The 24,661-nt window shown below is 64.2% G+C and carries 22 protein-coding genes; 16 read left to right on the forward strand and 6 right to left on the reverse strand.

Annotated elements, in window-relative coordinates:
- Positions 1-106: 106 nt before the first annotated feature.
- Both leuS and IP68_RS05815 read right to left on the reverse strand, forming a co-directional pair.
- Positions 107-2,620, reverse strand: a complete 2,514-nt coding sequence (gene leuS, locus IP68_RS05810; RefSeq protein WP_054134021.1) for a leucine--tRNA ligase — start codon at positions 2,618-2,620, stop codon at positions 107-109.
- A gap of 24 nt (positions 2,621-2,644) precedes the next feature.
- Complete coding sequence (locus IP68_RS05815) at positions 2,645-3,091, reverse strand: DUF3576 domain-containing protein (RefSeq protein WP_054134022.1); 447 nt, start codon at positions 3,089-3,091, stop codon at positions 2,645-2,647.
- A 325-nt stretch (positions 3,092-3,416) separates the two neighbouring features.
- Here IP68_RS05815 and IP68_RS05820 point away from each other — a divergent pair, with 325 nt between their 5' ends.
- Entirely contained in the window at positions 3,417-4,151 is a 735-nt protein-coding gene (locus IP68_RS05820; protein ID WP_069050715.1) for a hypothetical protein, read from the forward strand.
- A 185-nt stretch (positions 4,152-4,336) separates the two neighbouring features.
- The gene (locus IP68_RS05825; protein ID WP_054134024.1) at positions 4,337-4,765 is read left to right on the forward strand and encodes a hypothetical protein; all 429 of its coding nucleotides are present in this window, start codon (positions 4,337-4,339) and stop codon (positions 4,763-4,765) included.
- Positions 4,766-4,829: 64 nt separating this feature from the next.
- On the opposite strand, the gene IP68_RS05830 is transcribed toward IP68_RS05825, so the two are convergent.
- A complete protein-coding gene (locus tag IP68_RS05830) occupies positions 4,830-5,393 on the reverse strand; it encodes a thiamine phosphate synthase (protein WP_054134025.1) in 564 nt (187 codons plus the stop codon).
- A gap of 23 nt (positions 5,394-5,416) precedes the next feature.
- On the opposite strand from IP68_RS05830, the gene IP68_RS05835 reads away from it, so the two are divergent.
- The 7 genes from IP68_RS05835 (at position 5,417) to IP68_RS05865 (ending at position 11,193) form a co-directional block, all read left to right on the forward strand.
- Positions 5,417-6,088: a YggS family pyridoxal phosphate-dependent enzyme gene (locus tag IP68_RS05835; protein WP_054134026.1), complete on the forward strand. Its 672-nt coding sequence runs from the start codon at positions 5,417-5,419 to the stop codon at positions 6,086-6,088.
- A gap of 106 nt (positions 6,089-6,194) precedes the next feature.
- Positions 6,195-6,968, forward strand: coding sequence for a hypothetical protein (locus IP68_RS05840; RefSeq protein ID WP_054134027.1), 774 nt, complete (start codon positions 6,195-6,197; stop codon positions 6,966-6,968).
- Positions 6,965-8,170, forward strand: a complete 1,206-nt coding sequence (locus IP68_RS05845) for a M48 family metallopeptidase (protein ID WP_054134028.1) — start codon at positions 6,965-6,967, stop codon at positions 8,168-8,170. The genes IP68_RS05840 and IP68_RS05845 overlap by 4 nt, the downstream gene beginning before the upstream one ends.
- The gene (locus tag IP68_RS05850; protein WP_054134029.1) at positions 8,167-8,769 is read left to right on the forward strand and encodes a hypothetical protein; all 603 of its coding nucleotides are present in this window, start codon (positions 8,167-8,169) and stop codon (positions 8,767-8,769) included. The genes IP68_RS05845 and IP68_RS05850 overlap by 4 nt, the downstream gene beginning before the upstream one ends.
- Positions 8,770-8,997: 228 nt before the next feature.
- Positions 8,998-9,309, forward strand: coding sequence for a hypothetical protein (locus tag IP68_RS05855; RefSeq protein WP_083231439.1), 312 nt, complete (start codon positions 8,998-9,000; stop codon positions 9,307-9,309).
- Positions 9,310-9,328: 19 nt separating this feature from the next.
- On the forward strand, positions 9,329-10,924 hold the full coding sequence (locus IP68_RS05860) for a PepSY domain-containing protein (protein ID WP_054134030.1): 1,596 nt from the start codon (positions 9,329-9,331) through the stop codon (positions 10,922-10,924).
- Entirely contained in the window at positions 10,921-11,193 is a 273-nt protein-coding gene (locus tag IP68_RS05865; RefSeq protein WP_054134031.1) for a hypothetical protein, read from the forward strand. The genes IP68_RS05860 and IP68_RS05865 overlap by 4 nt, the downstream gene beginning before the upstream one ends.
- 19 nt (positions 11,194-11,212) lie before the next feature.
- On the opposite strand, the gene IP68_RS05870 is transcribed toward IP68_RS05865, so the two are convergent.
- Positions 11,213-11,755, reverse strand: a complete 543-nt coding sequence (locus IP68_RS05870; protein WP_197275737.1) for a hypothetical protein — start codon at positions 11,753-11,755, stop codon at positions 11,213-11,215.
- A 64-nt stretch (positions 11,756-11,819) separates the two neighbouring features.
- On the opposite strand from IP68_RS05870, the gene IP68_RS05875 reads away from it, so the two are divergent.
- Complete coding sequence (locus IP68_RS05875; RefSeq protein WP_054134033.1) at positions 11,820-12,593, forward strand: helix-turn-helix domain-containing protein; 774 nt, start codon at positions 11,820-11,822, stop codon at positions 12,591-12,593.
- 34 nt (positions 12,594-12,627) lie between these two features.
- Here the strand turns inward: IP68_RS05875 and IP68_RS05880 are convergent, their stop codons facing one another.
- Together IP68_RS05880 and IP68_RS05885 are read right to left on the reverse strand one after the other, a co-directional pair.
- On the reverse strand, positions 12,628-13,380 hold the full coding sequence (locus IP68_RS05880) for a LuxR family transcriptional regulator (RefSeq protein ID WP_082382160.1): 753 nt from the start codon (positions 13,378-13,380) through the stop codon (positions 12,628-12,630).
- A gap of 253 nt (positions 13,381-13,633) precedes the next feature.
- Entirely contained in the window at positions 13,634-14,650 is a 1,017-nt protein-coding gene (locus IP68_RS05885; RefSeq protein WP_054134035.1) for a tetratricopeptide repeat protein, read from the reverse strand.
- Positions 14,651-14,917: 267 nt separating this feature from the next.
- Here IP68_RS05885 and IP68_RS05890 point away from each other — a divergent pair, with 267 nt between their 5' ends.
- The 6 genes from IP68_RS05890 to IP68_RS05915 all read left to right on the forward strand — a co-directional run bounded on the left by IP68_RS05890 (position 14,918) and on the right by IP68_RS05915 (position 24,644).
- The gene (locus IP68_RS05890; RefSeq protein ID WP_054134036.1) at positions 14,918-17,473 is read left to right on the forward strand and encodes a cyclic nucleotide-binding domain-containing protein; all 2,556 of its coding nucleotides are present in this window, start codon (positions 14,918-14,920) and stop codon (positions 17,471-17,473) included.
- A gap of 3 nt (positions 17,474-17,476) precedes the next feature.
- Positions 17,477-18,388, forward strand: a complete 912-nt coding sequence (locus tag IP68_RS05895; protein WP_054134037.1) for a hypothetical protein — start codon at positions 17,477-17,479, stop codon at positions 18,386-18,388.
- A gap of 60 nt (positions 18,389-18,448) precedes the next feature.
- A complete protein-coding gene (locus IP68_RS05900; protein ID WP_054134038.1) occupies positions 18,449-20,338 on the forward strand; it encodes a cytochrome c3 family protein in 1,890 nt (629 codons plus the stop codon).
- Positions 20,339-20,364: 26 nt separating this feature from the next.
- Positions 20,365-21,213, forward strand: a complete 849-nt coding sequence (locus IP68_RS05905) for a phosphodiesterase (protein ID WP_054134039.1) — start codon at positions 20,365-20,367, stop codon at positions 21,211-21,213.
- 155 nt (positions 21,214-21,368) lie between these two features.
- Complete coding sequence (locus IP68_RS05910; RefSeq protein WP_054134340.1) at positions 21,369-23,543, forward strand: M3 family metallopeptidase; 2,175 nt, start codon at positions 21,369-21,371, stop codon at positions 23,541-23,543.
- Positions 23,544-23,654: 111 nt separating this feature from the next.
- Positions 23,655-24,644: a cysteine synthase A gene (locus tag IP68_RS05915; protein ID WP_054134040.1), complete on the forward strand. Its 990-nt coding sequence runs from the start codon at positions 23,655-23,657 to the stop codon at positions 24,642-24,644.
- Positions 24,645-24,661 lie beyond the last annotated feature (17 nt).

The raw sequence follows: 24,661 nt of genomic DNA on the forward strand, positions 1-24,661 counted from the left end.
TGCTGAACTTGTTTCAGCACCCATCGTGCCCCAGCAGCCGAAGCCGCGTGGGGATAAATGGGCCCTGAAACAAGTTCAGGGTGACGGAAAACGGTACGTGAAGCCATCACACCACCAGATTGACCAGCCGGTCAGGCACCACGATCACCTTGCGGATCGCGGCGCCGTCCAGGCTACGCTGCACCTTGTCCGATGCCAGCGCAAGCCGTTCGAGCTCCTCGTTGGGCAGGCCTTTGGCGACGGTCAGCGTGTCGCGCAATTTGCCCTTGATCTGCACCGCGATGGTGACCTCGTCCTCGACCAGCAGCGCTGGATCGACTTCGGGCCAGCTTGCATCGGCGATCAGGCCATGGCCTTCCATCAGCTCCCAGGCCTCTTCGGCCAGATGCGGCACCATCGGCGCCACCAGCCTTGCCAGCGCACGAATCGCGATGTTGCGGCTGGCGGATTTCTTGGCCTTCTCGATCGCGTTGGTCAGCTCATAGATCCGCGCGACCGCCTTGTTGAAGGCGAGCGCCTCGATGTCCTTGCCGATCAGGTCCACGCTCTGGTGCAGCTTGCGTTCGAGCGGCTTGTCCTCGCCTTCGGCAGCCTCGACCGAGTTGAACACCCGCCACAGCCGCTGGACGAAACGCCAGCAGCCCTCGATGCCCGACTCACTCCACGGCAGGTCGCGCTCGGGCGGGCTGTCGGAGAGCATGAACCAGCGCACCGCGTCCGCACCGTACTGATCGACGATGGCATCGGGATCGACCACGTTCTTCTTGGACTTGGACATCTTCTCGACGCGGCCGGCAATTGCCGCCTCGCCGGTGTCGGTGATGATCCAGTCCTCGCCGCGCCTTTCAACCTGATCGGGGCCCAGCCATTTGCCGTTCGTGTCCTGCCAGGTCTGGTGCGTCACCATCCCTTGGGTGAACAGGCTGGCGAAGGGTTCGGTCACCTCGATCTTGCCGATGCGGGCAAGCGCGCGGGTCCAGAAGCGGGCATAGAGCAGGTGCAGGATCGCATGCTCGACCCCGCCGATATACTGGCCGACGGGCAGCCATTTGGCGATTTCCTGCGGGTCGAACGGCTTGTCGTCGGGCTGGCTGGCAAAGCGCAGGAAATACCAGCTCGAATCCACGAAGGTATCGAGCGTGTCGGTCTCGCGCACGGCGGGCTTGCCGCAGTTGGGGCAATCAACGTGCTTCCAGGTCGGGTGGCGCACAAGCGGGTTGCCCGGGATCTCGAAGCTGACATCCTCGGGCAGCACAACGGGCAACTGGCCCTTGGGTACCGGAACGACGCCGCAATCCTCGCAATGGATGAACGGGATAGGTGTGCCCCAGTAGCGCTGGCGCGAAACGCCCCAGTCGCGCAGCCGCCACACGGTGGTGCCTTCGCCCCAGCCTTCCAATTCGGCGCGCGCGATGACCGCGGCCTTGGCCTCGTCGACGCCCATGCCGTCGAGGAACGAGGAATTGATGATCCGCCCTGGGCCGGTATAGGCCTCGTTCTGGATGGCGACATTCTCGTCGCCTTCGGCGGCGACCACGCGCGGCACCGGCAGCATGTATTTGCGCGCGAAATCGAGGTCGCGCTGGTCGTGCGCGGGCACGCCCATCACTGCGCCGGTGCCATAGTCCATCAGCACGAAATTGGCGATGAACACCGGCAGTTCCCAGCTCGGGTCGAACGGATGGATCGCGCGCAGCCCGGTGTCGAAGCCCAATTTCTCCGCGGTCTCCATCTCGGCCGCGGTGGTGCCGCCCGCCTTGCAGCGCTCGATGAACGCGGCGGCGTCGGCGTTGTCCGCAGCGATCTTCTGCGCGATCGGGTGATCGGCAGCGATGGCGACGAAGCTCGCGCCGAAGATGGTGTCGGGCCGCGTGGAATAGACGGGGATTTTCGTGTCATCGCCGTTCAAGCTAAAGCTGAACGTCAATCCCTGCGACTTCCCGATCCAGTTCGCCTGCATCGAGCGGACCTTTTCGGGCCAGTCGGTCAGCGTATCCAGGCCTTCGAGCAATTCGTCGGCGAAATCGGTGATCTTGAGGAACCACTGGCTCAGTTTGCGCCGTTCAACCTGCGCGCCCGAGCGCCAGCCCTTGCCATCGATGACCTGTTCGTTGGCGAGCACGGTCTGGTCGACCGGGTCCCAGTTGACCGCGCTTTCCTTGCGATAGACCAGGCCAGCAGCATAGAGGTCGAGGAACAGCGCCTGTTCGTGACCGTAATATTCGGGCTCGCAGGTGGCGAGTTCGCGGCTCCAGTCGAGCGCGAAGCCGAGGCGCTTGAGCTGCTTGCGCATCGCGGCGATGTTGTCGCGGGTCCATCCGCCGGGGTGGACGCCCTTTTCCATCGCGGCGTTTTCGGCGGGCATGCCGAAGGCGTCCCAGCCCATCGGGTGCAGCACTTCAAAGCCCTGCATCCGGCGATAGCGCGCGATGACATCGCCCATGGTATAGTTGCGCACATGGCCGATATGGATGCGTCCCGATGGATAGGGAAACATCTCGAGCACATAGGCTTTTTTCTTGGGGCTGTTGCTGTCCGCCTTGAAGGACTGGCGTTCGTCCCACACCGATTGCCAGCGGGAATCGGCGGCCAGCGGATTGAACCGCGTCTTCTCGTTCATTGTATCGCCTCTGGAGGGGTCGGGTTATTCGCGAATGGCGGACTGGCGCAGATCGCGGGCCTTGGTGAGGATGATTTCTTCGAGCTTCTGCACCGTGGCAGCGCGGACCGGGGCATCGACCCACTGGCCGTTCTGGCTGAGCTGGCGGCTGGCGGCGACGCGCAGCGCATCGGCGCGCAAATCCTGATCGAGGATCGACACCGTCACCTTCATCCGCTCGCCCGGGGTCTGCGGGTTGGCGTACCAATCGGTCACGATCACGCCGCCGGCACTGTCTGCCTGCAGCAGCGGCATGAACGACAATGCGTCAAGCGAGGCGCGCCACAGATAGCTGTTCACGCCGATGGTTGTGACCTGGCTGGCGGCGATGTCCGCTTCGGGCCGCTCGCGATCGCCGCCACCGCATGCAGACAGCAGCGTCAGGGTGCCGACAGCGCAGATCGCGACGCGGGCGAAAGGAAGAACAGGCATGGCGGAATCCTTACACAACTGACGCATGAAACAGCGGCCTTCTATAGTTGCTTTGCGGGCGTGGGCAAGCACTTGCGCACGCCTGGAAGCGTTCATGCAGCAGCAAGTTTGCGCGCGCTAATCTGGCTCATGCCGAGTCCCGACCGGGGCGGGTGCGCATGCGCCACCATCAGGTCGAGATCGGCGTTGTGGCCAGGTCAATGCTGGCATTGTGGATTGTGTGCAACGGTTTCAGATTATTTTTGGGGTTCCTGACAATGGGCATTCAAGGGCCCGATTTTGTGGTAACGCTACAAGCAGGGACGAGGCGGGGTCGGAAATAGACATGAACGCGGGAGTTGTAAAAAAACTGACGATTTCGGGGCTTTTGCTCGGGACTGCGGCATTGGTGCCGTCGATTGCCCTGGCATTTTCCTCCGGTTTCGATTCGCGCCCGGTGTCGATCGACGCCCGCGGCGGGATCGGATCGTTCACGCCCGCTTCGGTTGACCCCCGTCTTGCTGAAAAGCTGAAATTCTCCGCGCTGCGCGGCGACAAGATGTTCCGCTTCACTCCCGCCGCTTCGGCGAACAGCGGCACCCGCGCGCTGACCATCGCGGTGCGCGTGCGCCCCGACTCGGCCAAGGCCATCAACATCCGTCCTGATCTTGCCAGCGACAGCGGCCAGGGCGCCGGTCTGGTCCAGATCACGCCGACTGCCTTCAGCCTGGGCGTCGCCAAGGGCTTCACCAAGTTTGCGCTGCCTTCCAGCATCCGCCAGCCCGATGAAGCGCTGCCCGATATCGCCCTGCTGGGTCGCGGCGACAGTGCGGCGCGCAAAAGCCGCTTCAGCCCGCGGATCGAGGTGGACGACATCCAGGCGCCCACCACCCGTGCGGTTCGTCCGTTCAACGATCAGGGCAGCTATTCGCTCGATGTCGGTGGTGCCTACAAGGTCACGCGCAATCTCGACGTTACCGCAGGTATCCGCCTGCGCAGTGAACGCGACCGCCTGACCGGGCTCACCAACGAGCAGTACGACAGCCAGGCTGTCTATGTCGGAACCGAATTCCGCTTCTGACCTTCCGGGCGTTTGCTGACATCACCGTTATGACCCCATGCCTTAGCGTTGCGCCTCGGGCATCGGGCAAGCGATTGATCAATTGCAGGACGCTGACCTGACGCTCAGCCGCGAAGGGCCTTCGTCGAAACGCGCCTCGCCCCCAAACCATTGAGCCGCCGGCCTTTTTACCTTATCATCGGTGCATGACATCGATGACACTGCCGATCCGGGCGATAGCCCTGTTCGCGCTCGCCGCTGCAGCGCCGCTGTGCGCCCAGGATTCGCGGAAGACCTCGATAGACGGTCGCTGCCAGTACCCCGAAAAGGTGGTGAAAAACCGCGCCGAGACCGTCTTGATCCTGTGTGACACGGTGGAGATCGACCAGGGCTCGGCGCGTGCGACGCTCGATTTCGCCCAGCGCAGCTGGGGTTCGATGGCGCGGTTCACCGGGAGCATGTCCAGCGACACGATGGCCATATCGCAAGTGACGCTTCGCGACGGGCGGCGGCTGTCCGCGACAGGCACCTGCAGGATGCATCGCCGCAAGGATGGCGAGCTTGCCGTCATCAGCTGCCTGGCAAAGGCAGGCGCGCGCACGTTCGCCGCGAATTTCGTTCCCTCTCGCGTCTGAAGCACCAACGACTCAGGCGTCAGCATTTGGGCCCATGCCGTCTCGGGGAAGCACAGGTCAGCCGTTACGCCGACAACCCGTCGATCGCAGCCCAGCCGGTGGTGATTGCCGCAATCTGGAGCGACCGTCGCCGCGTCATGCCGCCCAAGGCCACGACCGGCAACTGTGACAGCCGCGCGAGGCTGGCGAACCTTGCGACGCCCAGCGCCATGGCGCCCGGATGCGTTCGTGTGGCAAACACCGGAGAGGTCAGCGCTGCCGCCCGGTCCGCTGCAGAGGCATGGGCGTGAGCGTGGGCAAGTTCGCGCATGTCGTGCACCGTAAGCAGCCGGATCAAGCCGTTCGCTGCGCCGCCGCCGGGCGCTCCATAATATCCGTCAGCCCGCCAGCGCCGTGCCATCCGGGCACCGCCTGCCAGCACGATCACCCCGCCGCGCCTGCGGATCAGCTTTGCCAGCCGGTCGAACCGTGCGCGACGCGCTTCGGGCGGGAGGTGGTAATGGCGGAACACCAGCCCCGATCCGTGCGGCAGCCGCTTGATCGACCGCTCCAGCACCGCATCGTTGCGCGCATCGCTGATCAGCCAGATTCGCGGCAGGGCTGATTTTCCGGGCTGGCGGCGGCGCATGACCAGGCTTATAGCCCCGCCCCATGACCACGCATAGCCTTGCTGCAGACACCCCGCTCGCGACGATCCGCGCGAATATCGCCCAGTCCGAGAAGATCGCCGGGCGCCCGACGGGAGCGACCACGCTGATTGCGATTTCCAAGACCAAACCGGTCGAGGCGATCGAGGACCTGATCGCGCAGGGGCAAAGGGTGTTCGGCGAAAACCGGGTGCAGGAGGCCGAGGCCAAATTCCCCGAACTGCGCGCGCGCTATCCCGATCTCGAACTGCACATGGTCGGCCAGCTGCAATCGAACAAGGCGGACGATGCCGTCGCGTTGTTCGATGTCATCCACTCGCTCGACCGCATGTCGCTCGCCAAGGCGCTCGCCACCGCGATGACCAAGGCGGGGCGGCAGGTGCCGTGCTTCATCCAGGTCAATATCGGCGAGGAGGAGCAGAAGGGCGGTTGCGCGCTTCCCGATCTGCCGCAGTTCCTTGAACAGGTGCGCGCACTCGGCCTGCCGGTCGTCGGCCTGATGGCGGTGCCGCCCGCCGATGTCGAACCCTCGCCCTACTTCGCGCTGCTCGCCAAGCTGGCACGCGACAACGGGCTCGACCAGCTCAGCATGGGCATGTCGGGTGACTATGAGACCGCGGTCCGCATCGGCGCGACGCATGTGCGCATCGGCTCTGCCCTTTTCGGGGCACGCTGACAAGTATCGGATCGGCAATCTGCTCCAGATTGGATCTATCTGGACATCAATACTGGCACGCAGTCCAAACCTTAGTCTATAACTTGTCCCCGTTGCGGGGGCTACGATGCGAACATTTATTCTTCATATTCTTGCTGCGCTCTTGATCCTGTCGTTAGCCGGTGGTCCAATCCACGCTCAAGAGCGATCCGCAACCCGGCAGGGATTTGCCCTGCCAGCCAAAAGCGGCAAGAAGATCCTGCTGATGCGTCCCACGATGCGGGTTGGCGAACAGTCCACCGGAGGCATGTTCGAACCCAATTCAGATTGGACCGAGCAGGCCCGCGCCAATATCGGTATCGCGCTGGATGGGCTGCAACGCAGCCTGGGCAATGACGTCATCATCGCGCCGCCAGCCTATGGCGACGACGCCCGCGCCTTGAACGAGCACATGGCGCTGTTTGCGGCGGTGTCGCAGGCGGTGATCCAGTACCAGTTCTTCGTCGGCAACCGCCTTCCAACCAAGAAGCGCGACAACAAGGCGGAGGTCTTTGACTGGTCGCTAGGCGAAGGCGTCGGGAACCTGCCCGGTGCTGAGGGCGCGGACTATGCGCTATTCATCTATAACCGTGATGTCTACGGATCGACCGGGCGCAAGATGCTGCAACTGGTTGGTGCGCTGGCCGGAGTCGGCGTCTCGTCGGGCGAGCATGTCGGCTATGCCGGGCTTGTCGACCTGAAGACCGGCGAACTGCTGTGGCTCAATGCCGACGCGCAGATGGGCGGCGATGTGCGCGAGAAGGACGGCGCCGAAAAGCGTATCCGGCAGTTGCTCGAGGATTTTCCGGGAAGCATGATCGCCGAAAGCGAAACTGCCCCCGATGCCGGACCCGGCAAATGATCACGCGGGCTTTCCTTGCAGCGTGTGTCGCGCTGGCGTGGCTCGCAGGGGCGGGTCAGGCAACCGCGCAACCTGCGCTTGTGCCACCCTATACCGGAGCCTATCAGCCGGTGGGCGTGGATGAAATCGGCTGGTGGCGCGAGATGGATGAGGAAGAAGCCATCCTCGCACAATCTGACCTCGTGATTCGCGAGGAGACGTTGAACGGCTATCTGCGCAAGGTGCTGTGCGATACGGTCGGGTCAGATCGCTGCAACGCGGTCCGCATCTACATCGTGCGCGCGCCATTTTTCAACGCCAGCATGACGGCCAACGGCACCATGCGTGTCTTCACCGGGCTGTTGCTGCGCGTGCAGAACGAGGCTGAACTGGGGACGGTGCTCGGTCATGAGTTCGGTCATTTCGAAAATCGGCATATCCTTGGGAAGTTCAAGGCACGGCGATCGGGCACCGATGTCCTCGCCTGGGCGGCGGTCCTGGGGAGCCTCGCTCCATCGTATGACGTCGTTCGGACGTACCGTAATCTCGAGTTCTCCATTTACGGCAACCTGTACCGCTATGGGCGAGATCAGGAACGTGAGGCAGACCGGCTCGCAATCGCCTATTTGAACAACAGCGCGTTGCGACCGCAGGCAGCTTCGCAAATGTGGGATAACCTGATGGCAGAGGCGGAGGCATCTGCGCGTGGCCGAGGACTGAAGAAGCCCAAGTTCGATGCCATCGCCTTTGCGGCCTCGCACCCGCCCAATGCCGAACGCGCCGGATATCTGGCCGAGCTCGCCCGCCCGGATGCCGTGACGCGCGACGATGGCGCTGAGCGCTATCGCGCGGCGCTTGCGCCGTGGCTGGGCATGTTCCTCGACGACCAGATCAAGCTCAACGATTTCGGTGCGAGCGAGTATCTGCTCCAGGCGCTGGCGCAGGGCGGCTGGACCGCGCAGCTGCACCATGCGCGCGGCGAGCTTTACCGGATGCGCGGCGCCCCGCGAGACCTGGTCAACGCCGCGCAATTCTATGCAGAGGCGATCGCGCTCGACCCCGCGCATGCAGAGGCGAACCGCGGTCTTGGTCTGTCGCTGCTCAAGACCGGGCAGGCCGGGGCAGGGCAGGCCGCGCTGCAACGCTATCTGGATCTCAAGCCCGATGCATCCGATGCGAAGCTGATCCGCATGATGATCCCCGACCAAGGAGCCGCACAATGAAGGACGCTCCGATTGGTCTGCTGGTCGGATGGCTGGCCGTAGCGCTGGCATCCGCTCCGTTTGCCGCCCATGCGCACAAGTTGCGCGAGCGTGGCGCGCCTGTTGCGGTTGCCGATACGCCGCTCACCGTCACGCCGTCGCGCGACTGGAACCGGCTCGATGTGCGCCTCGGCAAGAACACCGAGCACTGGACGGTCGATGGCGAGCAGCTCAACGATGTGACCTTCTTCGCTGCGATCGCGCCGGGCCAGCCCTTGGTCCGTGAACGTAGCAAGAAGCGCGAGCCGCTGCCCAAGTTCACCGCCGCCACCCTGCTGGTCGAAGTGCCCGAGCTGCTCGAGACCACCTGGCGCACCTACAAGCGCAGCGGATCGTTCCAGATGACAGGGATCGAACCGGGGCGGTTTCTGGGCGCGGACGGGGTGCATTTCACCTATGAGTTCGTCGATCAGGACGAATTGCCCCGCCGGGGCGAGGCGCGCGCGGCGATCATCGCGGGCAAGCTCTACATGATCAGCTTCGAGGCGCCGCGCCTGCATTATTTCGCAGCCGGCATCGAGGATTTCCGCAAGCTTGCCGACAGCGCGCGGTTGCCCTGAGCCAAGCGCCGCATTCGCCTTGCTGAACGATCGAACAGGTGCCTGTCAATTCTAGCTGTGACAGAGCCGGGTCCCCGCCGCTCGCGACGGTCTTGCGCATTCGAACACTGCGCCGGATCATATCATTATGAGAATCACTTGCATTAGCAATCCATGCGCTTTAGACCCTTGGCATCTCGGCGGCGCAAACCCATGCGCGCCACATCAGATCAAAAGAGGCGATGGCCGGTGCCGCAGGAAACAGTGCAACACAGCGGAACGGGTGCGGGCGGGATGCCTGCGCGCGATACTGTGCTGCGCTGGGTAATGGCGGGTCCGCTCGCGCTGATCGCTGCGGTCGTGACCATGGCCTCGATGCCGCTGTGGCTGCCCGGCGGCGCTGCCGGGATCGACAATCTGATCTGGCCGATCCTTCTCTTTCCGGCGCTATGGGCTGTCTATTTTCTCTACGCGCTGATCGAGGCGCGGCCGCTGCGCGGTACCGGGGTGATCACGGCGATCATCCTGGCCAATGCCGCGCTCATCTACAGCCGTTTCTGAGCCTCAGGGGATCGCGCACATGAGTCTCGTCAATCAGGCAACCTCCAAGCGGCTGCTCGCGGTGCATGGCTGGTCGGGCGTGCTGCTCGGACTGTTCCTCTATGTCGTGGTGATCACCGGCACCGTGGCGGTGCTGTCGCAGGAGATCGGCGCCTGGTCGATCAGCGGCGCGAAGACGCAAGCGCCGTTCAGCCAGCCGCTTGATGCCAGGATCAGGCAGCTTGCGCAGACGGTCGAGCCGAAATATCGCGAGGACATTACGATCTATCCCAATGCGTCGGGGACGATGCTGGTGTTCTTCCACACCCATGGCGTGAACTCGGCGGGCAAGCCCGACGATGTCGGCGTGCGTTTCCTGCTCGAACCCGGCACGCTCAAGGTTGCCGCGCGCGACGAGGGTTATGGCAGCGAACTGCCCGACGACCGCGACAGCGCGCTCGATTATTTCATCTCGATCCTGCACATCAGCCTGCACGCGCCCGACCCGGTGGGGCTGTATCTCACAGGGCTTGCGGGCTTCGTGATGCTGTTCGCGGTGGTCTCCGGCATCATCCTCCACCGCCATCTGATCAAGGACCTTTTCGTCGCGCCGCGGCTGTCGAGCCGCCTGCTCAACCGGCGCGATCGGCACATTCTGGCGGGCAGCTGGAGCCTGCCGTTCGGATTTCTGCTTGCCTTTACCGGCACTTTCTTCAGCTTTGCCGGCGCCATCGGCCTGCCGATCGTGGCGATGGTGGCCTTTGGCGGTGACCAGGAAAAGATGACCGAAACGCTTGTCGGTGCACCCGAAAAGGTCAGCGAGCGTCCGGCGGACATGGCCAATCTGGACTCTATGATCGCCCGATCGGTCGCGCGGACCGGGACGCAGCCCAGCTTCATTTCGATCGCGCATTGGGGCACCGCCGATTCCAGGGCGTATCTCTATCACCTGCCCTCGGGCCGCGCGGTCGAGGCCAGCACGCATGTCTATGACATGGCGAGCGGGCGCTACCACGGGGTGAAGCCCGACCTCGGTACCAGGCCTTCGTTCGGCAGCACGGTCTATGCCTGGATGGGGCCGCTGCACTTCGGTCATTTCGCCGGGTTGCTCTCCAAGCTCATCTGGGTCTCGCTGGGTCTGGCGGCGAGCTATGTCACGCTCACCGGGCTCAGGCTGTGGGTCGAGCGCAGGCCCGATATGCCTTCGGGCCGGGTGCTGGGGGTCGCGATCCCGATGGTGGGCTATGGCGTTCCGATCGGCCTGACCGGCGCGGCGCTGGGCTTTCTGCTCAGTTATCCCGCGGGCGATCCGGTGTCCGGCACCGCGTTGGGTTTCGTCTGGGGTTGCGCCTTCGCGGTGCTGCTGGCGGGCGTGCTGATCCGCCGCGGCGATGCGAGCGCGGTGTTCATGGCGGTGCTCGGGCTGGCGATGGTCGCGCTGCCGCTGGCGCGGCTGGCGACCGGCGGGCAGGGCTGGCCGGATCTGGTGGGGGCGGGCCAAGCCGTGGTGGTGATGATCGATCTGATGCTGCTGGCGGGCGGAGTGTTTGCGCTCCATCGCTCGCGGCGCGGCGATGCCATCGGCAGATCGGCGCGCGGCGAGGGGCAGGCCTCGGCAGCGGTGCCAGCCGAATGAGCACGCTGTCGCTGTTTGCCGCCGCTACCGCCATCAGCCTGCTGGCGGTCATCTATCTGCTGTATACCGACACCAAGCGCATCCGCGTCTTCCGCCTCAACCGTGCCCGCGCCTTGCCCCGCTACAGGCGCGCTGGCTGGGCGCTCGCATTTGCTCCCGGCGCGGGGCTGCTCGCCCTGGGCGAACTCAGCGCCTTTCTCGCCTGGTGCGGTGCGATCACCGTGCTGGCCTGGCTCGTCGTCGCACGCACACCAGCAGACGATCGCTGAGATTGCGCGCAGGTGGTTGCTAGCCTGCGGGCATCCGATCGAGCCTCATCTCGAAGAACTTCATCCATTTCGATCCGCCATCGACCGAAGCTTCGCCAGTTTCGATCCAGCGATCGCCTGTCACTTCGCTGCGATAGCGGATCAGCCGGCCCGGCACCGTGATTGTCCACACCAGCCGGTTCGGGGTCTCCAGCACGGCGGGGAATGTTCCGGCCTGACCTTCGCGCGTATAGCTGCGCATGGTGAACTCGCCGGGTTTGCCGCTGGCGCTGAGCACGGCAAACGCTTCGAACACAGTCACGCCTGGATTGGCGGGATCGCTCCCGGTGCCCTCGATGGTGATGATGTTGCCATCGAGCCTCGAGGTGATCCGCTCGTGTTGGCGAAATTCCATGCGGCCTTGCCCCATGTCGACCCACCCTTCACCGGTCCATTCGCCCACCAGATAATTCAGCGGAGCGGCGGCATCCCTTGCATGCGTCGGCATGGTTGTTGCCAGGACTGCCAGCAGCGCGGCCGCCATGACCGTCATGGCTCGTTTAAGGTGTTTGATCGTAATCATTTTTCTGCTCCATCGCCAATACCCGTGTTTGACGCCAAGAATAGGAAGGCATTATGCTGCAGACTTGATCAAATCGGACATGCCTGTGCGCTACGAGGAATTTCCGCCCGATCCGCCGCTGGCCCCCTTTGTCGAGGCCTTTTGGCAATTTTCGCTCGATCCGTCAGACCCTGACCGGATTGTCCACACCATCGTGCCCGACGGATCCGTCTCGCTGGCAGCGAGCTTCTGGAGCGGCAGGCTGGTTGGCGTCGAACTGGTCGGCGCCGCGGAGATCGCGCAGACGGTGCAGCTTGTCCAGGGGATGACGGTGGTCGGCGCGCGGCTGCGCCCCGGGGCATCACTGACGCTGATCGGCATCGCCCCGCTCCAGATCGCCGGCACCATGCAATCGCTGCCGCAGAGCCACTGGGCCTTTGCAGCCTTTGAGCGGGGGCTGGAAGGCCTCACCGCCGCGCTCGAGGCGCGGATCGGTGATTTGTCGCCACCGGATGCCGTCATCGCTGCTGCCGCCGAGGCCATGGACGCGGGACGTCCGGTGGCTGCGGTCGCAGCCGCACTGGGGCTCAGCCCGCGCCAACTGCAGCGCCGCTTCCTGGCCGCCACCGGTCTGGCGCCCAAGGCCTGGCAACGCGTTCGTCGTCAGCGGTTCGCTTGGATAAACCATGTCACTGGCGATGCCACCAATCTCACCCAGGCGGCGTACAGTGCCGGCTTTGCCGACAGCGCGCATTTCAGCCGCGAGACGCGGCGGAGCTTCCACCTTTCGGCGGGAGAGGTCGCCGCCTATCTTGCCACCATCGATCACGGCCCCCTGCAAACCCCGTCGGGTCGATGAGCGACAGGCAGGCGCTTACAAAGCCACGTGCGCCTCAGTCGGTCACGTCATCCAGCGTGAAATAGCCCTGTTTGAGCGCCTTGAGCACCAGCTGCGCGCGGTTGGCGACGGCGAGGCGGCGGCGGGCGTCGGTGAGATATTCGCTCACGGTCTGGTCGGATATCCCCAGCACGCTGGCGATTTCCCAGCTGGTCATGCCGCGCGCGACCAGCTTGATGCAGTCGACCTGGCGCGGGGACAACCGCTCGGCGAGGTCAGCTGCGGCGTCGGGATGGTGCGATTGCCACAGGCTGCGCGCCTGCTGACCGGCCGCCGTGCCCAGCAGGATCGCCACCATGAACAGGCGAGCGGGCAGCGGGCCATTGTCGGGGATCACGAAATGGGCGGACACCGTGGGCATGTCGGGCATGTGGCTCGCCACGGTGCAGCCCGAAGCCAGCCCCAGCTTGCGCGATTCTTCCAGATATTCGCGCTGGATGCGGGTGAGCGGGATAATCGATTCGAGGTCGGTCCAGCGGATCGCGCCCCCCCGGCGCTGGCAGGCGGCCAGGATCGGGCTCGACAGGCCATAGTCGCGGCGGTTGAACAGGTCCTTCCACGCCTGGGGATAGTTGCTCAGCACGTCGGGCCGCATCAGCCCGGACTGAACATGGACATGACGCGCGATGGCCGCATATCCGAAGCCCAGCGTGCGCGCGTGTTCCACGGTCACCCGCAGCACATCATCCAGCGTGGAAGCTGACTCGATCGCCCCCCAGGCGTGCTCGACATGATCCATATCCGGCATAGACTGTTCCGGCGCACCTTCGATAAAGTGATGGGTTCGGCGATAAAATGATGGGTGTGGCGATAAAATGGTGGGTGTGGCGAAGGCGCGAGGGCCCCGCCGGCAGAATGGTCAATGGTTTGCAAACCATTGAGAGCAAACTATTTGCTCGCTGCTCAACAGGCAATGATTATACGGTTACATTGGTCCGGAACGGAGTCATCTCCCGGGTGTGGCCGGGGTTAAGGGGGGTGCCAGGGGTAGCCGGGGAGGCTCAGGCGCCCGGCACGCCCAGCGCGGCTGCTGCCTCGCGCACGCGGCGCTGATCGGCCGCCTTGTTCTTCAACGCTGCAGTCGCGTCGCGCAGCGCGGTCTGCGCCTTGCCGGTCTCGCCCAGCTGCATCCGGCTGCGCAGCAGCATGATCCAGCCATCGGTGTCACCCGGCTCGCGCTTGAGCCGGTCGGCAAGGCCATCTACCATCTGAGCGACCATCATGTCCTGCTGGCCCTGGGGCAGCGCGGCGGCAGCAGCCATCTGGTCGGGGCTGGGGCCGGGGATGCCGGCAGTGGCGGCCTGCGCGCCATCGGTCCGGAACCCGCCGCTGGCGGGCGCGAACTTCGCCGATGCGAGCCGCTTTTCCACCTCGATGCCGCGCTCCTTGCCGACGTTGCGGATCACGTCGCGAATGTCCTTGGCATAAGGCGCATCGGCGGGGGTTTCGGCGAGCAGGCCGAACCAGTCCTCGATCGCCTCGGCATGCTTGCCATCGATGTCCTTGGCGGCGGCGAGGAAATAGCGCGCGCGCGCATCCTTGGGGTCGATCTCGACCGCGCGCTTGAACGCGGCGCGGGCATCCGGGCTGATCGCCTCGTCCTTGCTCGCCATCACCAGCGCTTCGCCCAGCATCGAATGATATTCCGAATTGCCCGGTGCGAGCTGGATCGCGCGGCGCATGGCCGTGGCGGATTCGGCAAAGCGCCCGGTTTCGAAATAGCTCCAGCCCAGCATCCGCCAGCCCTCGGCATCACCGGGATTGTCCTGCAGCCGCGCTTCCAGCCCGGCGATCACCTCGTCGACCGAGGCGGGCTCGCCATTGGCCCCGACCGGCGCTGTCGGCGCTGCGGCACTCGGAGCCTGATCGGTATAGAGCTTGTAGCCCACCGCACCCGCCGCGATCAGCGCCGCGCACAGCAAAGCGATGCGCGCCGCGCCGAATCCGCCTTGCGGGCCTTCCACCGCAGCAGCCTGTGCAGGCAGCGGGGCCGGGGTTTGCTGGGTGCTCTCGGTCATCAGGGTGTCTCTTTGTCCGCGTGTCAGGCCATCATGCTAGCCGATCGGCCACAATTTCCAATTTCTAAGTGGTAAAGATCACATTCTTTGCTAGAAATATGGCCATAGGGTTCGCAACCGAATTTTGGGCAAGTTCTTGCGGCTGCGGAGCATTCTGGCGTCCGCCGTACCGATCGGGGAGATATCGGGCGGCGCAATGTCGGGCTGGTCTGCCTCAGCCATGCAAGCGTGGACGCTCGCGCGTCCGCAAATGGGGGACGCGAACCTGTGAGCGAGATTTTCCGCGTTGCGATCATCGGGTCAGGCCCGGCGGGCAAGAGCGCTGCCGGACGCGCCGCGAGCCTGGGGATGAGCCACATCCTGCTCGAAAAGACCGATCACCTCTCTGATACGATCTACAAATACCAGAAGGGCAAGCACGTGATGGCGACGCCATCGCAGCTGGTGCTGCGCTCCGACCAGGAGTTCGAGGCGGGCAAGCGTGAGGCGATCCTGGAAAAGTGGAACGCGCGCACCAGGGAACTGGGCGTCAACGTCAAGTTCAACGCTGAGGCCAAGGCGATCCGAGGAACCGGGCCTGCGATCGAGGGCAGCGTGCATGTCATCGAACAGCGAGGACGCGATGGATCGATCACCAAGAAGGAAATCCAGCGCTACGCCCCTCCCTATGAGATCGTGCTGACCAACGGCGAGACAATCATGGCGGAAAACGTCGTGTTCGCTATCGGCACCCAGGGCAATCCCAATCGCATGCGCTGCCCGGGCGGCGATCTGCCGCATGTGCAGTATCAGCTCGACGATCCCACCGAATATGTCGACGAGCACATCGTCGTGATCGGCGCGGGCGATGCGGGAATCGAGAATGCGCGCGGTCTTGCCGAGGATTCGGCGCAGGGCAATGTCGTCACCATCGTCAGCCGCGGCCCCGAGGCACCCAGCCCCAAGGAGAGCTTCCCGACCGCAAAGGAGGCCAATGCGCTGGCGCTGCTGGGCGATCGCAATGCCGGCAAGCTCAACATCCGGTTCGAGACCGACACCGCCAGTGTCGAGCCGGGCTGGATCACCTTCAGCACCCGCGACGGCGAGGAACGGGTGCGCTGCGACCGGATCATCGCGCGTATTGGCTCCGCCCCTCCGCGCGCATTTATCGAGGAGTGCGGCATCGCGTTCACCAGCGCCGACCGCCTTGCCTTCCCGCAATTGTCGCCGGTGTTCGAATCGACCGCGCCGGGAATCTTCGTCATCGGCGCGCTGGCAGGCTATCCGCTGATCAAGCACTGCATGAACCAGGGCTATGACGTCATCGAGTTCATCAACGGCAACACCGAGCTGAAACCCGCCGACGAGCCAATCCTCGAAGCCAAGTTCCGCGACCTTCCGGGCCGCAAGTCGGTGGCCGAATGGCTCGACCTTCTGCGCGAGAACGTGACGATCCTCAACGGCATGAACCCGCTGCAGATGCGCGAGTTCATGCTCGATTCCGATGCCAAATTCTATCGCAAGGGCGACGTGATCTTCGAACGCGCGGCGCCTGGATCATCACTGTTCGCGATCGCGCAAGGCTCGGTCGCGGTGCAGATCGATCCCAATGATACCAGCAAGACCGTGCCGATCGGGCAGGGATCGATCTTCGGCGAGGTCGGGCTGATCTCGGGGCGCCGTCGCGGCGCGACCGTGATCGCCGCCGAGGACACGATCTGCGTCGAGATATCGCGCAACGCGGCGCTCAAGCTGCAAAGCCAGGTGCCCACCGCCAAGAAGGCGATCGAGCGCATCTCGACCGAGCGGCTGCTGTTGCAGATGTTCGGATCGGGCCTCAAGCCCGACGATATCGCCGAGGTGGTGCAGACCAGCAAGATCCGCCAGATCAAGCCCGGCGAGGCGATCCTCAAGGAAGGCGACGAGGGCAACGAGATCTATGTGATCCGCGTCGGATCGATGATCGTCGAGAAGGAAATCGGCGGCAAGCCGGTGTTCCTGTCGTACCTTCCCGCAGGTTCGTATGTCGGCGAAATGGCGCTGATCGCGGGGGGCAGGCGCACCGCGACGGTCAAGGCGGCGATCAAGTCCGAGGTCATCCAGATCGATGGCGATGCGTTCAAGAAGGTGCTCGAGGCGCATCCCGAACTGCTCAAGCGCGCCAAGCGCGACATGGCCAGCCGCCAGGATATCAACGCGTTCATCGAGGCGAAAAAGGACAGCTTCTCGGGCGTGGTCGACATGTATTCGGGCGTCGCCAACTTCCTTGTCGAAAACGGCATCGGCGAGGCGACCGACGTGCTGCTGATCGACGAGACGCTGTGCGTCGGCTGCGACAATTGCGAAAAGGCATGCGCCGACAGCCATGACGGGCTCTCGCGGCTCGATCGCGAGGCGGGGCGCTCCTACGCGCACCTGCATGTTCCGACCAGCTGCCGCCACTGCGAACACCCGCACTGCATGGCCGATTGCCCGCCCAACGCGATCAACCGCGGACCCGATGGCGAGGTCTATATCAACGACACCTGCATCGGCTGCGGCAACTGCCAGCGCAACTGCCCTTATGGCGTGATCCGCATGGACAAGGTGCCGCCCAAGAAGCCCAGCCTGCTGTCGTGGCTGTTCTTCGGCTTTGGCCCCGGGCCTGGCGAACCGAGCAAGAAATGGGCGTATGCCAACAGCGATCCCGGCGTCGAAAAGCCCAAAAAGGCGATCAAGTGCGACATGTGCGCCGGCATCGAAGGGGGGCCAAGCTGCGTGCGCGCCTGCCCGACGGGCGCGGCGATCCGCGTCGCGCCAGACGAGTTCCTGACCGTCGCCCGGCTCGAGCAGGAGGAGGCCTGAACCATGGCTAGCCAGGCCCAACCCGCCGCGCCTGTGGTGCGCAAGAAAACCACCGGTCGCCAGCGCAATTCGATGCACGACGGGTTCCTTCGGCATCGCAACTTCCGCTGGATGAAGATCGCCACGGTGCTCAGCATCACATGCCTTGTGAGCTATTTCCTGGTCGATGTGCAGCCGCGCCACAATGGCGGGTCCTGGTATGGGTATACGCTCGGCACCATCGGGGCGTTGCTGATCCTCTGGCTGACCTGCCTTGGCCTGCGCAAGCGCGCGATCACGCCGGGGGGATGGTCGCTGAAAGCCTGGACCAGCGCGCATGTGTATCTGGGCTTGAGCCTGATCGTCATTGGAACGCTGCACACCGGCTTCCAGCTTGGCTGGAACGTGCACACGCTGGCATGGTCGCTGATGATGATCGTGATCATTTCGGGGATCGTCGGCATCTATTTCTATGCGACGCTGCCCGACAATCTGTCGAACAACCGCGCCGACAACGACGGCGCGGTGACCGAGCGGATGATGATCGAGCAGTTGCGATCGCTCGACCGGCAGCTGCACGATGCAGCCCAGCCGCTCGATCCCGCGCAGGCGGCGCTGGTGCAGGCCTCGCTTGAGCAGGATCCGTTCGACGGCAATTTCTTCCAGCGCATCGGCAACAGCTATGGCGGCTGCGAGACCCGCGCGGCGATCGCCGAACTGCGCCGGATGCGCGCCTATCAGCCCAGGATGGGCGACGACCCGCTCGACAAGGTCGACGGGCTCTTGCAGCGCAAGGAATCGACGCTGGCACGGCTGCGCAAGCACCTTCAGATCAAGTCGATGCTGCAGGTGTGGCTGTTCGTGCATGTGCCGATGACCTTCGCGCTGCTCGCCGCGCTGTCGGCGCATATTTTCAGCGTGTTTTTCTATTGGTGATCGAAAGGTCCGGGGCAGGGGCCTGGCGGGCGGGTTTGTGACGGTTTTGGGGGCAGTTGAATGATGTTTATCGTCCGCCAGGTTGCCTTGAAGGCAGACGGCAGCGAGATTGTCCGCCAGACCGAGGTCGAAGGCGGCGAGATCTTCATCGGTCGCAACGCCAGCAACGGCGTCCACCTGCCCGATCTGGCGGTGAACCCGGTACACGCGCGCATGGAACGGCGCGGCGGCGATCTGTTGGTCACCGCCCAGTCGCAGCAGCCTTTCGATGTCGATGGCCGCAGCGCCGAAAGTGCGACAATCGATATCGCGCGCGGCGCGGAGTTGCGCTTTGGCGGCCACATCATCGCGGTCGGCGTGGAAGGCGTTGCGATCACGCTCACCATCCGCAGGGTCGAGGCGGTATCGGACAGCGCCGAGGACAAGGACGAGAGCGCGATCTATTCGCTCAAGGGGCTGCTGCCGGGCAAAAGGATGAGCGCCTGGGGCTTTGCGCTGCTGATCCTGATCGCCTGCCTTGCCTGGCCGATCTACACCTGGTCGAGCTACAAGGACCTGGCGTACAAGGAAAAGGTATCGCGCCCCGATGGCTTCCACGCCGATGGATTGTGGTCATCGGGCAAGCTCAGCCTCGCGCACAAGACGCTCAAGGACGACTGCCAGTCGTGCCATGTCGATGCATTTGTGTCCGTCCGAGACAATGCCTGCATGACCTGCCACGAAAAGGACGCAGGGCCGCATGCGCCGATGACGCGGCAGCTCACCGCGCGCGGCGACCCCACCGGATTTGCCGCCTTCACCCGATTCATTGCGGCCAGTTTCAACAAACCTGCAGGACGCTGTGTCGAATGTCACACCGAGCATGAGGGGGCAGGTGCTATGCAGCCCACTCAGCAGCGATTCTGTGCTGAATGCCACGACGGGATGGACACGCGCTTGACCAACACCAAGCTCGATAACGCCGCCGATTTCGGCACTGCGCATCCGCAGTTTCAGCCTGCGGTGCTGGTGCGTCCGCTCGTCGGCGACGATGCCAAGGCGCCGCGCAAGCGCATCTCGCTCGACCGCAAGCCGCGCGAGAACAACGGCCTGAAATTCCCGCACGACATGCACCTGAACAAGACCGGCGGCGTTGCCCAGATGGGGCGGCGACTGGCGGGCAAATATGGCTTTGGCGATGCACTCGAATGCTCCGATTGCCATGAGGCGGACAAGAACAATGTCGGCTTTGTAGCCGTGGACATGGAGAAGAGCTGTGCCATGTGCCACAGCCTGGCCTTCGACAAGATCGGCAACACCTTCCGTACGCTGCGCCACGGCCAGCCCGAGCAGGTCAAGGCCGATCTGCGCGCCTTCTATCGCTCGACCGCGCCGACCCGGCCGATCAACCTCGGCAGCCTGGCGCGCCAGCGGCCAGGCGTCGTCAATTCCAGGCGCACCGCTGCCGATTATGCGCGGGCGGTCAACTTCCGCGGTGGGCGTGCCGATCAGGCGATCCGCCAGGTCTTCAGCCGCGGCGGCGCGTGCTATGACTGCCATGTCGTGGTGCCGCCGTCCTCTTCGGGCGGGATGGACTACCGGATCGCACCGGTCGCGCAGACCAGCCGCTATCTCAACAAGGGCTGGTTCACGCACGATGCGCACGACAAGGAAGAGTGCACCAGCTGCCACCTTGCCGAAAAATCCAGCCAGGCGTCGGACCTGCTGCTGCCGGGGATCAAGGATTGCCGCACCTGCCACGTGGGTGAAACCGGCGAGTCGCTGATCAAGGTCAAGAATCCTGTCGAATCCACCTGTGCAATGTGCCACGATTACCACGCCGACAAGGGGGCCCCATGGCTGCTTCGCGAGCAAGACAAGAAGAAAAAGCGGCCAGAGATCACGGCGGCACTGGCGCATCCCGCAGCGGTCAGCGCCCGTCTCCGACAATCGCGCATGATGCCCAACTAACCCAGGCCCGAGGACCTTCACGCCGAATGCTGATTGCCCAGATCACCGATATCCATCTGGGCTTCGATCCGGACAATCCTGCCGAGTTCAATCGCAAGCGGCTGGATCAGGTCATCGGGATGCTGTGCGATCTCGATCCGCAGCCCGACATGCTGCTGGCCACCGGCGATCTGATCGACCGCGGCGACGAGGACAGCTATCGCCGGCTCAAGAACGCGCTCTCGGTCTGTCCGTTTCCGGTGCACATGTGCCTGGGCAACCATGACCAGCGCGACACCTTCGCCGCGCAGTTCCCCGATGTGCCGATGGTCGACGGCTTCGTGCAATATGAGGTCGAGGCCGGCCCAATCCGCCTGCTGGTGCTCGATACGCTTGAAGAAGGGCGCCATGGCGGTGCCTATTGCGAAGTGCGCGCGGGCTGGCTGCGCGACCGGCTCGCCGAACAGACCGACCGCCCGACACTGATCGTCCAGCACCACCCGCCGATCGAGGTGGGGATCGAATGGATGAACACCCATCCCGAAGAGCCCTGGGTAGAGCGGCTGCGCAGCTGCTTTGCGGGGCACTCCAACATCATCGGCATGGTGTGCGGCCATGTCCACCGCGCGATCGTCAGCAGCTGGAGCGGCTTTCCGGTCGCGATCTGCCCGTCGAGCGCGCCGCAGGTGGCGCTCGAGCTGGCCCCGATCGACCCCGACACGCCCGATGGCCGCAACATGATCATCGCCGACCCGCCCGCCTTTGCGCTGCACTGGTGGAACGGGCGCGAGTTGATCACGCATTACGAGACTGCCGACGATCATGTGATGCTCGCGCGCTATGACGAGAAGATGCAGCCGCTGGTGCGCAGCCTGCTGGCCGAGCGCCCGGTCTAGTCGCACGCGGCTGGTCGCCTGCCGCTGGCATTTCACCATCGGACATGCCAACACGCTCCATCGGCATGGGGCACGCAAGGCTTGCGTCTGCCCCTTGCGACCAAACCCGCGCGGCCCGGATCGGCTGCGGCGCGGCCAGGAACAAAGGGAACGACATGGTGAAGACAGTTCTGCTGATGGCAGTATCGGCACTTGCAATGGGTGTGGCAGCCCCCGCGATGGCGCAGCAGGCGGCGCCTGCCTCGGCGGACGCGCAGGCCAAGCTTATCTATCAGGATTGGACCGGGCCGTACGAAGGCGTTCCGCCCTGGGACAAGGTCAGCACCGAAGCGTTTCCGATGGCGATCCAGGCGGCGATGGACGAGCTGAAGGCCGAGTTCGAAGCAATTGCGACCGACAGCGCCGAGCCCAGCTTCCAGAACACCAACCTCGCGCTCGAGATGACCGGCGAAAAGATGGACCGGGTGTTCGCGATGTGGGGCGTCTATACCAGCAACCTCGCCGACAAGCAGGTCCGCGCGATGCAGGCCGAATGGGCGCCCAAGATCAGCAAGTTCTACAACCAGCTGACGCTCGACCCGCGTATCCTGGGGCGTATCAAGTCGGTCTATGATCGCCGCGAAACGCTGGGCCTCAACGCCCAGCAGAAGCGGCTGGTCGAGCGCGATTATGACGGTCTGGTGCGTGGTGGCGCGCTGCTCGACGATGCCGCCAAGGCCCAGCTGATCACGGTCAACGGCCAGCTTGCCGGACTCTATTCCACCTTCAACGAAAAGCTGCAGGCGGATGAGGAAAAGTACCTCGTGGTCACCGATCAGGCCGAGCTTGCCGGGCTGCCCGACAGTTTCGTCGCCTCGCTCAAGTCCGCGGCGCAAGAGCGCAAGGTCGATGGCTGGGTGCTGGTCAACACCCGCTCGGTGATGCAGCCGGTGCTCGAGAACGCCACCAACCGTGCGCTGCGCGAGAAGGTGTACCGCTCCTACGTCATGCGCGGCGACAACAACGACGCCAACGATACCAACGCCACGATCGCGCAGATCCTCAAGCTGCGCCAGCAGCGCGCCGAATTGCTCGGCTTCAAGACGCACGCGCATCTGCGGATGGACGATACCATGGCCAAGGATCCGGCGCGCGCGATGGACCTGATGATGAAGGTCTGGCCCGCTGCGGTCGCCCGGGTGAAGCAGGAGGTCGCCGACATGCAGGCGGTGGCTGATGCCGAAGGCGCCGGCCTCAAGATCGAGCCCTGGGACTATCGCTTCTACTCGGAGAAGGTCCGCAAGGCGAAGTACGATCTCGATCAGAACGAGATCAAGCCCTACTTCCAGCTGACCAAGATGATCCAGGGCATGTTCGATGCCGCGGGCAAATTGTATGATCTGGAGTTCAAGGAAAACACCGGCGAGGTTCCGGTATTCCACCCCGATGTCACCACTTATGTGGTCACCAACAAGCTGACCGGTGAAAATGTCGGGCTGTTCTACATGGATGCCTATGCGCGCACCGGCAAGCGTTCGGGCGCATGGGCGACATCGTATCGCGCGCAGCAGCGGCTGGGCGGGGACCGCAACGTGCTCGCATCGAACAACAACAACTTCGTCAAGCCGGCGTCGGGCGAGCCTGCGCTGATCAGCCTCGACGATGCATCGACGCTGTTCCACGAATTCGGACATGCGCTGCATTCGCTGCTCACCGACATCGAATATCCGGGCCTGCGTGGCACGCCGCGTGATTTCGTCGAGTATCCCAGCCAGGTCAACGAGAACTGGCTGCTGACGCCCTATATCCTCGAGAACTATGCCACGCACTACAAGACCGGCAAGGCGATCCCCGCCGAACTGGTCAAGAAGATCAACGCCAGCGAGACCTTCAACCAGGGCTTTTCCACGGTCGAGTATCTGGCATCGGCGATCGTCGACATGAAGCTGCACTTCCGCACCGATCCGGTCGCCGATCCGCGCGCGTTCGAAAAGGCGACACTGGACGAAATCGGCATGCCGTCGGAACTGGTGATGCGGCACCGCCTGCCGCAGTTCGGCCACCTGTTCTCGTCGGACAGCTATTCGGCAGGCTATTACAGCTATCTGTGGTCTGAGACGATGGATGCCGATACCTGGGCGGCGTTCGAGGAATCGGGCGATGTGTGGAACCGCGAGATCGCGGACCGCTTCCGCAAGACCCTGCTGTCGACCGGCAACGAGACCGAGCGGGTCGAGGCGTATCGTGCCTTCCGCGGTCGCGATCCGGACGTCAACGCGCTGCTCAAGCGGCGCGGTTTCCCGGTCACCACCGCTGCGGCATCCGCCCCAGCGGCGGCGGATCGCGACTGACCTTGCGCTGAAGCGAGGGGTCCGGCGCCGAGCGGCATGCCGGACCCCTTGCAGCGCACCTGTGCAGCAACTGGCTTGCCGCTGCGCGGACGCGGGCCTATCTACCCCGACATGACCACCACAGCCACCACCCTCGACCTGATCGGCAACACCCCGCTCGTCCGTCTTGCCGGCCCCAGCGAGGCCGCAGGCTGCGACATTTTCGGCAAATGCGAATATGCCAATCCCGGCGCTTCGGTAAAGGACCGCGCCGCGCTGTACATCGTGCGCGATGCAGAAGAGCGCGGCACGTTGCTGCCCGGCGGCACGATCGTCGAAGGGACGGCGGGCAACACCGGCATCGGCATTGCGCTGGTGGCCAACGCCAAGGGTTACAAGACGATCATCGTCATGCCCGAGACCCAGTCCAAGGAAAAGATGGATACCTTGCGCGCGCTGGGGGCCGAGCTGGTTCTGGTGCCGGCCGCGCCCTATTCCAACCCCGGCCATTTCGTCCACACCTCGCGCCGTCTGGCCGAGGAAACGCCGGGCGCGGTGTGGGCGCAGCAGTTCGACAATATCGCCAACCGCCGTGCGCACATCGAGGGAACGGCAGAAGAAATCTGGGCGCAGATGGAAGGTCGCATCGACGGTTTCACCTGCGCGGCGGGCACCGGCGGCACGATCGCGGGCGTCGGCATGGGGCTCAAGGCCAAGGACGAGAAGGTGACCATCGCGCTCACCGATCCGCACGGCGCGGCGCTGTTCAATTACTACGCCAACGGCGAGCTCAAGGCCGAAGGTTCTTCGGTCGCAGAAGGCATCGGCCAGGGCCGCATCACCGGCAACCTTGAAGATGCGCCGATCGACAGGCAGTTCCGCATTTCGGACGAGGTTGGGCTGTACTGGGTGCAGCGGCTGCTCAAGGAAGAGGGGCTGTGCCTGGGGCTGTCGTCGGGGATCAACGTCGCAGGCGCGGTGGAACTCGGGCGGACGCTCGGGCCCGGATCGCGTGTCGTCACGATCCTGTGCGACACCGGCTTTCGCTATCTGTCGACGCTGTATAATCCCGAGTGGCTGCGCGCCAAGGAATTGCCGGTCTTCCCCTGGCTCGCGGATTGACCTATATTGCCCCGCAT

The sequence above is a fragment of the Blastomonas sp. AAP25 genome (assembly GCF_001295965.1).
GTDB lineage: Bacteria > Pseudomonadota > Alphaproteobacteria > Sphingomonadales > Sphingomonadaceae > Blastomonas > Blastomonas fulva.